The sequence below is a fragment of the Melghirimyces profundicolus genome (assembly GCF_003054245.1).
Lineage (GTDB): Bacteria > Bacillota > Bacilli > Thermoactinomycetales > DSM-45169 > Melghirimyces > Melghirimyces profundicolus.
Genome location: NZ_QBKR01000006.1, coordinates 66,254 through 78,635, shown reverse-complemented (window position 1 = coordinate 78,635; position 12,382 = coordinate 66,254). Strand labels below are relative to the sequence as shown.

General features: G+C 53.1%; 11 protein-coding genes. 7 read left to right on the top strand and 4 right to left on the bottom strand.

Going from position 1 to position 12,382, the window contains the following annotated elements; translation table 11 throughout:
- Nucleotides 1–147: 147 nt before the first annotated feature.
- The 5 genes from C8P63_RS06055 to C8P63_RS06035 all read left to right on the top strand — a co-directional run bounded on the left by C8P63_RS06055 (nucleotide 148) and on the right by C8P63_RS06035 (nucleotide 5,469).
- A complete protein-coding gene (locus C8P63_RS06055; RefSeq protein ID WP_108022451.1) occupies nucleotides 148–1,161 on the top strand; it encodes a M14 family zinc carboxypeptidase in 1,014 nt (337 codons plus the stop codon).
- Between the two features lie 358 nt (nucleotides 1,162–1,519).
- Complete coding sequence (locus C8P63_RS06050; protein ID WP_108022450.1) at nucleotides 1,520–2,476, top strand: ABC transporter ATP-binding protein; 957 nt, start codon at nucleotides 1,520–1,522, stop codon at nucleotides 2,474–2,476.
- Nucleotides 2,469–3,179 carry an ABC transporter permease gene (locus tag C8P63_RS06045; RefSeq protein ID WP_108022449.1) on the top strand — a complete coding sequence of 237 codons (711 nt, stop codon included), beginning with the start codon at nucleotides 2,469–2,471 and terminating at the stop codon, nucleotides 3,177–3,179. The genes C8P63_RS06050 and C8P63_RS06045 overlap by 8 nt, the downstream gene beginning before the upstream one ends.
- A gap of 11 nt (nucleotides 3,180–3,190) precedes the next feature.
- Complete coding sequence (locus tag C8P63_RS06040; RefSeq protein ID WP_108022448.1) at nucleotides 3,191–4,552, top strand: GldG family protein; 1,362 nt, start codon at nucleotides 3,191–3,193, stop codon at nucleotides 4,550–4,552.
- Entirely contained in the window at nucleotides 4,549–5,469 is a 921-nt protein-coding gene (locus C8P63_RS06035; RefSeq protein WP_108022447.1) for a DUF4340 domain-containing protein, read from the top strand. Before C8P63_RS06040 ends, C8P63_RS06035 begins: the two co-directional genes overlap by 4 nt.
- 278 nt (nucleotides 5,470–5,747) lie before the next feature.
- Here the strand turns inward: C8P63_RS06035 and C8P63_RS18990 are convergent, their stop codons facing one another.
- From C8P63_RS18990 to C8P63_RS06025, 3 genes are all read right to left on the bottom strand, one after another.
- Nucleotides 5,748–5,909 (bottom strand): hypothetical protein, encoded by a 162-nt coding sequence (locus tag C8P63_RS18990; RefSeq protein ID WP_170109523.1) that lies wholly within the window; start codon nucleotides 5,907–5,909, stop codon nucleotides 5,748–5,750.
- A gap of 27 nt (nucleotides 5,910–5,936) precedes the next feature.
- On the bottom strand, nucleotides 5,937–6,164 hold the full coding sequence (locus C8P63_RS06030) for a hypothetical protein (RefSeq protein ID WP_146172123.1): 228 nt from the start codon (nucleotides 6,162–6,164) through the stop codon (nucleotides 5,937–5,939).
- A gap of 114 nt (nucleotides 6,165–6,278) precedes the next feature.
- The gene (locus C8P63_RS06025) at nucleotides 6,279–6,506 is read right to left on the bottom strand and encodes a hypothetical protein (RefSeq protein WP_108022445.1); all 228 of its coding nucleotides are present in this window, start codon (nucleotides 6,504–6,506) and stop codon (nucleotides 6,279–6,281) included.
- 406 nt (nucleotides 6,507–6,912) lie between these two features.
- Here C8P63_RS06025 and C8P63_RS06020 point away from each other — a divergent pair, with 406 nt between their 5' ends.
- Entirely contained in the window at nucleotides 6,913–8,379 is a 1,467-nt protein-coding gene (locus tag C8P63_RS06020) for an aldehyde dehydrogenase family protein (RefSeq protein ID WP_108022444.1), read from the top strand.
- A 25-nt stretch (nucleotides 8,380–8,404) separates the two neighbouring features.
- Complete coding sequence (locus tag C8P63_RS06015; protein ID WP_108022443.1) at nucleotides 8,405–9,505, top strand: NAD(P)-dependent alcohol dehydrogenase; 1,101 nt, start codon at nucleotides 8,405–8,407, stop codon at nucleotides 9,503–9,505.
- Nucleotides 9,506–9,973: 468 nt separating this feature from the next.
- Here C8P63_RS06015 and C8P63_RS06005 read toward each other — a convergent pair whose 3' ends face one another.
- The gene (locus tag C8P63_RS06005) at nucleotides 9,974–12,172 is read right to left on the bottom strand and encodes a malate synthase G (protein WP_108022441.1); all 2,199 of its coding nucleotides are present in this window, start codon (nucleotides 12,170–12,172) and stop codon (nucleotides 9,974–9,976) included.
- Between the last annotated feature and the right edge of the window lie 210 nt (nucleotides 12,173–12,382).

Sequence of the window (12,382 nt, the reverse complement as noted above, 5' to 3'; positions counted from 1 at the left end):
AGGGATGGTTTGGATGGGGGAGCACCAAGGGGAACAGCGTACCCCAAAAAATGATTGAACCAAAAAATATTTCGAAATCGGAAGGACTTTGATTCGATTTTTACGAATGTACAAAAAAGAAAACTCCCCTTTCCGGAGGTGTATGGAATGAAGAAAACCCTTCTGTTGCTTTTGGCCTTGCTGCTGATGGCGGCACCGGTTTATGCCGGCCCTTCTTCCGTCCCCAACGGCCCGTGGCTGAAGGACACCCAGAACATGAAGCTGGAGAGGCTTCACAACTATGAGGAATTGGTGAAGAGATTGCAACAGATCGAGCAGAATTCCCACGGGAATCTCGAATTGGAAACGATAGGTAAAAGCAACGAACAACGGGACATCTACCTGGCCAAGGTGGGTTCCGGCAGTAAAAAGGTGATGTATATAACTCAACAGCATGGAAACGAACCTCTGACCACGGAAGCGGCCCTCCAAATGCTGGATCGACTGAGTTCCAGCAATCATCCCGACATCGAGAAAATCCGGCAGGAAGTCACGCTCTCTGTGATTGTCCGTGCCAACCCTGACGGAACGGAGCGTTTTTGGCGTTATAACTATGACCCGGACGCCAACCCGGAATACGGATCGGCCGGGAAGGGGTATGACATTAACCGATATCACGATCCTGCCCTTTCCCCCGGGGAGAACCCCGTACCGGAATCGGCAGCCATCCGTCGGGCCTATGACAAGTACCAACCGGATCTCGTGGTGGACTATCACCATCAGGGAACTTATGTGGATGAGGACGGGAAGATGATCAAAACCTCCGTTTTCTGGCCCAGTCATCCGGATGTCTCCCGGGATGCAATCAAACTGTCCAAACAGACCAGCGTCCTGATCTACGATACCTTGGAGCATTACGGATTTGCCAATGTGAGTCAGTATCCCGGAGGGAATTACCAGGCAATTGCCCGAAATGCTTATGGTCTTCTGGGAAGCGGCAGCGTGTTGGTGGAACTGAGAGGGGGCATCGGCCAAAAGAGCAGTGGGATGCTCATTCGGACCGCTTATGCCTCCATGTTCTCCGTGCTGGAGTCAGTCGCGGAGGAGACCTTGAAGGAAGTCGATCCGTCCCGGGCTGACGCCATCCCGGAACGGGGCGAATATATTGATGGTTCCGAGTAAAAGAGAACAAGAGGGGAAAAGCAGAAGATGGGCAGGGGCCCCATCTTCTGGTTTTGATCTGATAAGGTGGAAGAAAGATGGCAGCGTTTTGCTGGCGAGACTTGTGCTCTGTGAGTGCAACCGGAGCGGCTTCGGGCAAATGCCGCCGCCCGCTTATTCAAGATACCTCCAATTTATTGGACATATATTTTTGTACAGTCAACAGCCATTGACAGGCTGTTTTTTTTCAGCATTCGTTTTTGATTCACTTGATAGATACTGAAATGTTTGGTAAACAGTAACCGATACCGTTTTCTCTGATTCCCATTGGAGATCCGGTATTATTTCGCGTTGGCGCATCGAAACGGAGGGAGAAAATTTGCTGGAAGTCCGGAATCTCTCGAAACGTTATCCCGGAAGAGGGGGGATCGAGAATATCCGATTCTCCGTGGATCGCGGAGAGATCGTCGGCTTTCTCGGTCCCAACGGAGCCGGAAAAACGACAACCATGCGTATGATTACCGGTTATCTCTCACCCACGGAGGGGGAGGTGCGGGTAGACGGGCAGTTAATGACGGAGCATTCATCCAAGACCAAGACCCAAATCGGGTATTTGCCCGAGAGTCCCCCCTTGTATCCGGAAATGACGGTCGAAGATTACCTTCGGTTTGTCGCCGATTTGCGGGAGGTGCCGGTTCGGGAGCAGAAGCATCGCATTGCCGATGTGCTGGAACGGACCGGGATCACCGGGAGAGAGCGTCAACTGATCCGCCGTTTGTCCAAGGGTTACAAACAACGGCTGGGGCTGGCCCAGGCGATTTTGCATCGTCCCGATCTGTTGATCCTCGATGAGCCGACGACAGGGTTGGATCCCAAGCAGATTACCGAGATTCGTGAGCTGATCCGCGAGCTGGGAGAAAAGCACACGGTTTTGCTCAGTACGCATATTCTTCCCGAGGTGGAGATGATTTGCAAAAGGGTCTTGATCATCGATCGCGGACGCCTGGTGGAGGATGACCGTCCGGAACGGCTGGCCCGACGTCTGGAACAAGGGTCCACCCTCTCCCTCGAAGTGAAAGGGAAGCCGGAGGCGGTACAGGAGAAATTGCTGTCCATTTCCGGGGTGAAAAGAGTGGACGTGACGGACAGCCCATCGAAAGAACGGGTCAAACTTCTGGTGACGGTGCAGAATGAGACCGATCTTCGCGAACGAATTTTTTACACGCTGGCCGAGGAAAAGATGCCGATCCTGGAAATGCAGCGGCGTGATCTGTCTTTGGAGGATGTCTTCCTCAAGTTGACCACCTCGGAAGGAGGATCTCAAGCCGATGCGTAAGATTTGGTCGCTGTTCCGGAAGGAATTGCAGCTTTATCTCTTCTCCCCCACGTCTTATGTGGCATTTGCCTTTTTCTTTCTCGTCCTGGGATACCTTTTTTCCACCGCCTTTCTGGGGGCCCAGAGGGTGGAGGAAAGCATGGTGTACAACCCCATGTCCCTGTTGTTTCTGTTTGTCACCCCCATGTTGACCATGCGCCTGTTATCCGAAGAATTCCGACAGGGGACCGATGAATTACTATTCACTTCCCCGATCAATGTCTTTCAATTGGTGGCGGGGAAATATTTGGCTTCGGTGACGGTGGTGGTGTTCCTCCTGGCCGTAAGCCTCATCTACCCTTTCATTCTGTTCTCTTACGGGTCGGTGGACTGGGGGAAACTGTCGGCCGCGTACCTGGGTGTGTTTTTGCTGGCGTCTGCCATGATGGCGGTGGGCGTTTTCGCCTCCAGTCTGAGTGCTTCCCAGATGGTGGCCGGCATCACCTCTTTTGCCATCCTCCTGGCCTTCTGGCTGATCGAAAGTGTGAGTGACGCCCTGTATGGGGGATCCCGGGAGCTGTTTCAAAAATTCTCCCCGATCTTCCATCTGAATGATTTTGAACAGGGGATCGTGGATGTGTCCCACGTTCTCTATTATTTGGTCTTTGTCCTCCTGTTTTTGGGGCTGAGTGTCCAATCTCTTGAAAAACGGCGTTGGAGATAGGAGGTCAAAAAATGAAGTTCGGTTGGCGAAGTCTCAATTCGGGTGTATTGATTGCAGCCTTGATCGGAATTTTTGTGTTGACGGTGCTGGCGGCAGATACCTTGCCCTGGCGGTGGGATTGGACCGAGGACGCCATCCACTCGCTGTCTGAGCAAACGGAACAGGCCTTAAACGGGTTGGATGAAGAAGTCCAGGTTTACGCCTTTACCGATCAGTCCGATGCGGGGAAACAGGTCGAACGTCTCCTTCGCGCCTACCAGAAGGAGACGGATCGGTTGAAGGTGACGATGGTCGATCCCGTGAAAAAACCTTCCGTGGCCAAAAAATACGGAGTAACCGGGATGAATACCGTCATTTTCGTAAAAGGGAACAAAGAGGAAAAAGTGGAGCCGATGGACCTGTTTGTCCCCGGAACCCAGGGAGGGTCATACGGATTTAAAGGGGAAGAGGCATTCACGCAGGCCATTCTCAACCTGACCGCCCATGAAAAGCCCGTGGTGTACATCCTGCAAGGACACGGGGAACTCCCTTCGGACAAGCTGAACGGCTTACGGGATTCCCTGGAAGGGGAAGGGAACCAGGTGAAGGAACTGAACCTGGCGGAGGAAAACGGCATCCCCGATGATGCCGACATCCTTTTGATGGCCGGGCCGACATCGGATTTGCCCAAAAAGGAAGCGGAGATGATCCAATCGTTCATCAAGGATGGCGGGAAATTTTTCGCCGCCTTTGAACCCGCCGAGGGGATGGAGGACTGGAAACAAATCCCCAATGTGTTGAAAAACTTGGGCGTTCGTCTCGGAAACGACGTGGTGATCGATCCGGAACGGGCCTACTACGGGGATCCCTTGACCCCCATCCCGGAATACAACGGGCACAAGATCACTTCGGAGCTGAAGGAACGCAACATGGTCGCGGTGATGCCCCGCGCCACCAGCTTCAAGGTGAAAAGTGAGGAAGGGGTTCAAAAACTCCTGGAAACCTCGGGTCCATCTTTCGGGGAGACGGATTGGGAATCCGGTGATCTGACAACCGAACCGGACAAGAAAGACCATAAAGGACCGCTCACGTTGGGAGCGGCCATCCAGGAAGAGGAGAAAAAACACGGACGGGCCGTGGTCTTCGGGAGCGCTGCCATGCTGTCGGGGAATACCTTCCAGGCACAGGGAAACCGCGATCTGATCCTGAACTCCATCGGATGGCTGAACGGTGATGCGAAACATGTGACGATCCGGCCCGTGGAGAAAAAAGTGAAGCAGGTTTATGTGTCCGCCGGTGAAGCGCGCACCATTTTCTTCGGAACGGTCGTCGTGTTGCCCCTTCTGTTTTTGATCAGCGGTTTGACGATCTGGTGGAGGAGGAGCCGTGCATGAATATCAAACGAATTCTTCCCACCCTGATGGTCCTGGCCGTTTTTCTTGCTCTGTGGGGATATGCTTCGAGTGAGGATTACTTTCAGGAAAAGCCCGAAAAAAAAGAGGGAACCCCCTTGTTCAAGGGTCTGAAGCCGGGCGAAATCACCTCCATCGCCATGGAGGAAAAAGGGAAAGTCCGTTGGAAACTCGATCGGGAAGAAGGAAAGTGGATGTTCAAGGAACCGCGACCCCTGCCGGTGGATCCCGTGATGGTCGAGTCATGGGTTCAGTCTTTCACTGAACTGAAGGGTGTGGAAGTGGTGCAAAAACACCCCGATGCCCCCGGGAAGTACGGCTTGGATCAGCCCCAAAAAAGGTACCGGGTCACGCTGGAAAACGGGAAGAACATCCTGTTGGCCGTCGGGGATTCGCTTCCGGTGGAGGACGGGCGGTACATTCGGAAGGATGGAAAAGGGCCGATCTTGCGGATCGGGACGGGGGAGATCGGGTTTCTTGATAAAAAGCCCCTCCATCTGATGAAAAAAGAGGTCGTTCAGGTTCAAGAGGACCTGATCAAGGTGTTTTCGGTCCGTTGGGAAGAAAGCACCCTGAAAGCGAAGAAGAAAAAGGACGACTGGAAATTGGAAAATGGGAAGGATGCCCACGATCCGGACAAACTGGACGGTCTTTTCACCGACCTCACCATGCTGAAGGCGGAAAACCTGGCCCGCCCCGCCGACGATTTTAAGAACGGCGATCCTGAACTGGAAATGGAATTCACCTCCGAAAAAGGGAAGAAGGTTCTCTTCTACGGGAATCGAAAAGACGATCAAGTGTGGATCTGGAAAAAAGAAGGAAAATGGGCCTATCCAGTGGCCGTTTCTTCCGTGGAAGACGCAATCAAAGAAGTGAAGAAGAAAAAAGAAGAAAAATAGGATTTCTCATGGTGAATGATGCTTCCGACTTGCAGGGCAACCGATATCATCGCCTGCTTGCCTGTTGCCTCCTCTGCGCAGAGGGGGCTTTTTTGATGCAGATCCGCTGAAACCTGTGCTTGGCCCCAGAAACGTTATCAAACTGAAACTGATCCCGGACTCCCCCTCATGGATCTGCAGAACAGCATAGCGAGACCGGGGAGCGCAAGCGACCCAGGCGAGACTTGTGCTCTGTGAGTGCAGCCGGAGTGGCTTTGGGGCACTTTTTCACAACGCTTCTAATACTCTTCCGTGATTCCCCACAGGTCGCATTGTCCGGGGATCATCTTTTTCTCCAGCTTTTTCATCTCACGTTCCATAGCCTGGATCTTGACCGGATCTTCACCGTTATCCTTCATGTGATCGATTTGCTTTTTTAAGCTGATGATTTCGATTTCCAATTGAGCGTTTTTCTTGGCGATGGACCGTTATTTTTCGATGAAGGTCTGACTCCCCTCTTGATCAACTGGATCTTGCGATTCTTCGAATGGTGGGGATTCCGTCGTGGACGCCGTTGTTACGGAGGACTTTTCTTCGGCGCGGGATCCTGTTGCCAACACGATGGCAAAAACCAATACCATCACCCCGGCAGCCATCCACACTTTTTGGGGCATATTTTCACCTCCGGTCGTTGTTCTGTATAAATCCTTCGTCACCGAAGGCCATTCTCCTTGAAGGAAATAAAGAAATATAAATTTTCGGTCAGTTGAATTCCCCTCCGGCACATCAGTGCTTCCGATGTGCCGTGAGGGGCTTTTCACTTGATGTGTTTAATGGCCTTCAGGATTCTCCACCTTGTGGCCGTAGTGTTGCTTGATGTTTTCCACGGAGTCCCCATCGATCAGATAATCACCGTTTGGCGTGCTCAGTCTGATGATTCGTTGCTCCGAATCAAAGGAAGTATCCCCCAGGTGGATCTCATACAATTCCCCGGAGGCCGTCGTGATAATCAATTCCCCCCATTGCTTCAATCGTTCTTGAACTGCTTCCATTTTCATGTGCTTTCACCCCTGACACGATTTTGGCTTACTATTTCCATCCAAACCTCCGATCATTCTTTTTTCATGGAAGATGTGGTGGATTTTTTCCGCCTGCCGGAACGAAAGCGGGATCCCGGAAAAAACACTCGACGGTTATGAATCGCATACGAAGGTGTGGTGTAACATTGTGGGGCCCGTCAAGGCTGTTTATAGGTCTTTTAGAAGAGAACCGTTTTTGTAACGGTTCCGCCCCAGATAACTGAATGCCGGACTTCCATCCGGTGTCTTCTCTCCCTAAGCGGAGCCTGTTAAATGATTGGGACCGATGTTGGATGATGAGCGACCATTGCATAGCTGAACATCCGATCGTAAAGAATAAAACTCATCGATTGTTCCCAACCAATGAAAAGAAGGAGGCAGGCTGTTGGCTGCATATTCGGATTTAAACCGACTGTTCATCGGCAAACAGTGGAGAGACGGATCCACAGGGGAAAAATACAACGTCACCAATCCCTTCAATCAAGAGACGATTGCCGAAATTACGATGGCAGACAAAGGGGATGTGGATGAGGCCTACCAAACCACCAAAGCCCTGCAGGAAGAGTGGGCGAAAACGCTTCCCCAGGAAAAAAGGGCCATTCTGGAAAAAGCCGCGCAGATTATGGAACATCGACGGGAGGAATTGGTCAGGTGGCTGGCCATGGAGTCAGGAAGCTCCCGGTTAAAAGCCAATGTGGAAGTCGACTTTTCCATCAATATTCTGAAAGAAGCAGCCACCTTTCCCTTTCGAATGAACGGCAGCATTGTGCCGTCCATCGTTCCGGGTAAAGAAAACAGGATATACAGAAAGCCGGTGGGAGTCGTAGGGGTGATCAGTCCATGGAATTTTCCGCTTTATTTATCGATGCGGTCGATCGGCCCCGCTTTAGGTTCCGGAAACAGCGTGGTGGTGAAGCCGCCCAGGTCGACGCCGGTGACCGGAGGCATTTTGATTGCAAAGATCTTTGAAGAGGCCGGATTGCCGGCCGGACTGCTTAATGTCATCATCGGGAAAGATGAAGAAGTCGGGGATCCCATGGTGACCCACCCGATTCCCGGCATCATTTCTTTTACCGGATCGACCAAGGTTGGCAGAATCATCGGTGCCAAGGCGGGGGAGAAATTGAAACGGGTGGCGCTGGAGCTGGGCGGAAACAATGTTTTTATCGTTCTGGACGATGCCGATCTCGACCGGGCGGTCAAGGCAGCGGCTTTCGGCAAGTTTATGCATCAAGGACAAATTTGCATGTCGATTAACCGAATGATCGTCGACCGTAACGTATACGAGCCGTTTCTCGAGAAACTGAAGGAACGGGTGTCCACATTAAAAGCCGGTGATCCCTTGGAGGAGGGGACGAATATCGGCCCGTTGATCCGACCATCGGAAGTGGAGAGAATACAGAACATGATCCAGGAGAGTAAACGGCAAGGAGCCCGAACCATTCTGGAAGGTGAGACCCGCGGGGCCCTGATGGAACCCGTGATTCTGGCGGATGTGCGTAACGAGATGCCCATCGCCAAGAATGAAGTGTTTGGACCGGTGGCGGCGGTGCTTCCCGTCGACGGAGAGGAGGAAGCCGTTCGCGTGGCCAATGACACTTCCTTCGGATTGAGCGGTTCCGTACACGCCGGGACCATTGAACGCGGGGTCCGCGTGGCCCATTTAATTGAAACCGGCATGATCCATGTCAATGACCAGCCAGTCAATGACGAACCGGTAATCGCATTTGGTGGAGAGAAAGATTCGGGCTTGGGTCGGTTCGGCGGAGAATGGGCGTTGGATGAGTTCACAACCGTAAAATGGATCTCCGTGCAGGAAAAAGAACGCGCCTATCCGTTTTTCGAGGATTAACCAGGAGTTGGGAGGATTTTTTGACATGGAAATCAAAGCGGCAGTGACCGCGGAAAAAGGAAAGCCTTTTTCCGTCGAGCAGGTGCAATTGGAGGATCCTAAAGAAGGGGAAGTATTGGTGAAAATTGTGGCCTCGGGGACCTGTCATACCGATATGATTGCCCGGGACCAGGAATACCCGGTGCCCCTGCCGGCGGTGCTCGGGCATGAAGGGGCCGGCGTGGTGAAAAAAGTGGGTGACGGAGTAAGGAGTGTGGCGGAAGGGGATCACGTGGTGCTTTCTTTCTCCTATTGCGGAGGTTGCAAAAGTTGCCTCACGGGTCATCCATATGCTTGTGAAAATTTTTTTGAATTGAATTTTGTCGGGGACAGTCCCAATCCTCCTCGCCGGATTCGCCGGAACGGAGAATATCTGACCACGTTTTTCGGACAATCTTCCTTTGGCACATATGCGTTAGCTGGTGAACGCAACGTTGTGAAAGTGGACCGGGAAGTGGATCTGAGTCTCCTCGGTCCTTTGGGTTGCGGCATCCAGACCGGGGCCGGTGCCGTACTGAACACCTTGAAACCGCAGGCAGGCTCCAGCTTTGCCTGTTTTGGCTGCGGCGCGGTCGGTTTAAGTGCACTGATGGCCGCCCGGGCGATTGGATGTACACCGATCATTGCGATCGATATACATGATAACCGTCTCCGACTCGCTGAGGAACTGGGAGCCAACCATACGGTGAATGGAAAAGATCAAGACGCGGTGAAGGTGATTCGGGAACTTACGGGCAAAGGAGTGGATCACTCCGTAGAGACCACCGGTGTGGCGTCTGTCCTGAAACAAGCCGTCGAATCCTTGACCTTCATGGGCAAGGCGGCCGTGATCGGAGCCCCGCCGATCGGGACGACAGTGGAACTGGATATCAACGATGTCCTGGTTCAAGAGAAAACGATCACGGGGGTTGTGGAAGGAGACAGCGTTCCGCAGATCTTTATCCCGCAATTGATTACCCTCTATAAGCAGGGGAAATTCCCCTTTGACCGGTTGATTCGATTCTACGGGTTGGATGACATCAATGAAGCGATCCGGGACTCCGAAAGCGGAGTCACGATCAAACCGGTGATTCGGATGCCTCACTGACCGGGGTTTTCGGCTCTTCAGGCTGGCGTCCCGTCCAGGGGCGGTCTGCTGGGCCTTCACCTTGTAACAGACATCCTAACCTTACCTTTCGATGGGATGGATTTCTTGAATACAACAAAAGGGTAATAAACGGAAACAAGGTTCGGATGGATCTTCCACCAGCAGATACCCCATTTGTGGGTTGAGGTGGACGAACGTCACTCCGGACAACGTTTTCACTCCTTCTTCATCTTCAAATACGATCTGTTGCGGAGTCTTGGAACGCAACAAGGATTGAACCTCAGAAACACTCAAATCTGCAATCATTGGCCTTGAAGGGGGAGGTCCCACAATGTTCAACTCCTTGTATATAGGTCTGAAATATGAGAATTATAAAAATATTATGACCTTTATGCCGGGAAAAATCAAGCGATGAGCGGATACGAATAAAAAAAGGCCGCCCGGGAATTTTCCGGGTGGCCGACATCATCATGCCTTGCCGGAGACACGCTTCGCTTTGGCTTCCAGGCGTCGGCGGTGAAGGATTGGTTCGGTGTAGCCGTTGGGCTGTTCACGACCTTTGAAAACGAGATCGCAGGCAGCCTGGAAGGCGACAGAATGATCCGGGTCCTCCGACATGGGGCGGTAATCGGGGTCGCCGGCGTTCTGCCCGTCCACCACCTTGGCCATGCGTTTCAACGTCTCCAGCACCTGTTCTTTCGTGCAGATGCCATGGTACAGCCAGTTCGCCATGTGTTGGCTGGAAATACGCAGCGTGGCCCGATCCTCCATCAGCCCCACGTTGTTAATATCGGGCACTTTGGAGCAACCCACTCCCTGCTCCACCCAGCGAACCACATAACCCAGGATCCCTTGAGCGTTGTTGTCCAGTTCTTGCTGGATCTCTTCCGGGCTCCAGTGGGGGGATTCGGCCACGGGGATCTCCAGGAGCTGATCCCGGATCTCTTTGGAATTTTTGGCCAATGATTCTTGAACCCGGTTCACGTCGACTTGGTGATAATGGAGCGCGTGCAGGGCGGCTGCCGTGGGGGACGGTACCCATGCGGTGTTGGCGCCCGCTTTCAATTGCCCCGTCTTTTGTTCCAACATATCCGCCATCCGGTCCGGCATGGGCCACATTCCTTTGCCGATCTGGGCGCGGCCCCGGAATCCGCTGGCCAGACCGATATCCACGTTGGATTTTTCATAGCCCTGCAGCCAATGGGAGGTTTTCATGCCATTCTTGCGGATCATCGGTCCGGCTTCCATGGACGTGTGGATCTCATCGCCGGTCCGGTCCAAAAACCCGGTATTGATGAACACGATGCGATCTTTCACCTGACGGATGCAGGCTTTCAGGTTCAAGGTGGTCCGGCGTTCCTCGTCCATCACTCCGATTTTCAACGTATTCCGTTTGAGGTCGAGCATGTCTTCAACACGGTCCAGCAGTTTATCGGCAAACGCCACTTCCTCCGAACCGTGCATTTTCGGTTTGACGATGTAGACGGATCCTTTGGAAGAGTTTTGATATCGGCCGTTGCCCAGGAGGTCGTGTTTGGCGATGAGGCTGGTGATCACTCCGTCCAAAATTCCTTCCGGAACCTCCCGTCCGTCCCGGTCGAGAACCGCGTTCGAGGTCATCAAGTGACCCACGTTGCGGATCAGCATCAGGGACCGCCCGGGCAGCGTTATTTCCGCTCCGTCGGGGGAGGTATACGTTCGGTCCGGGTTGAGTGTCCGGGTGACGGTTTGACCGCCTTTTTGGAAAGAGGCGGACAGATTTCCTTTGATCAGGCCCAGCCAGTTACGGTACACCAACACTTTGTCTTCCGCATCGACGGCAGCGACGGAGTCCTCGCAATCCATGATGGTCGTCACCGCCGCTTCGAGGTGGATGTCTTTCACCCCGGCGGCATCCGTTTTTCCGATGGGGTGGCCGGGGTCGATCTGGATTTCCACGTGCAACCCGTTGTTTTTCAAAAGGATCGCCGAAGGCTTGTCCGGGGATCCCTGATAACCCGCCAGCCTGGACTCATCTTGGAGGCCGGTGGTTTCTCCGTTGTTCAGCGTGACCGACAAGCGGCCGTCGGTGATCGCATAGCGTACCGCTTCTTGATGGGAGGCTTCTTTCAGGGGTGCCGCCTGATCGAGAAACTTCCTGGCATAGGCGATCACTTTCTCCCCGCGGGTGGGATTGTACGTTTCCCCGCGTTCGGCTCCTTCTTCTTCCGGAATGGCATCCGTCCCGTACAGGGCGTCGTAAAGGCTTTGCCAGCGGGCATTGGCGGCATTGAGGGCATAACGGGCATTGCTTAAGGGAACGACCAACTGGGGTCCGGCCTGAACCGCCATTTCGTCGTCCACACCCTCGGTGGTGATTTGGAAATCTTCCACTTCCGGTTCGAGATAGCCGATCTCTTTCAAAAAGGATGGATAGCTTTCCGGATCCCCTGTGCCTTTGTTTTTACGATGCCATTGATCGATTTTCTTTTGCAGCTCTTCCCGTCGGGCCAACAGTTTCCGGTTTTCCGGTGCCAAGTCGTCGATTAAGGTTTCCAAATCAGACCAGAACCGTTCCCGGCTCAATCCGCTTTCGGGAAGGGCTTCCGAATGGACAAACTGGTAGAGCTCCGGAGCCACTTGGAGCGTTCCGATTGGGATATAGTCTTTTTTGGGTTCTGTGGACATGTAATCCCTCCATTGTCGTCGGTTCAGATTTCTGTCCGCTTCCGTTGCTCATCTCTTTCTTCCCTTCGCCACACCGGCCGGGTTGAGGAAAGAGTTTGTCGGGGCTGAGAAATCCGCAATTGCGCTTTCTTTTCTTCATCGGTGATATTCTCGATCCCGACCCCGTATTTCATCGGGGATCGAATCCCCGACTCGGCACAAACCTTTAAA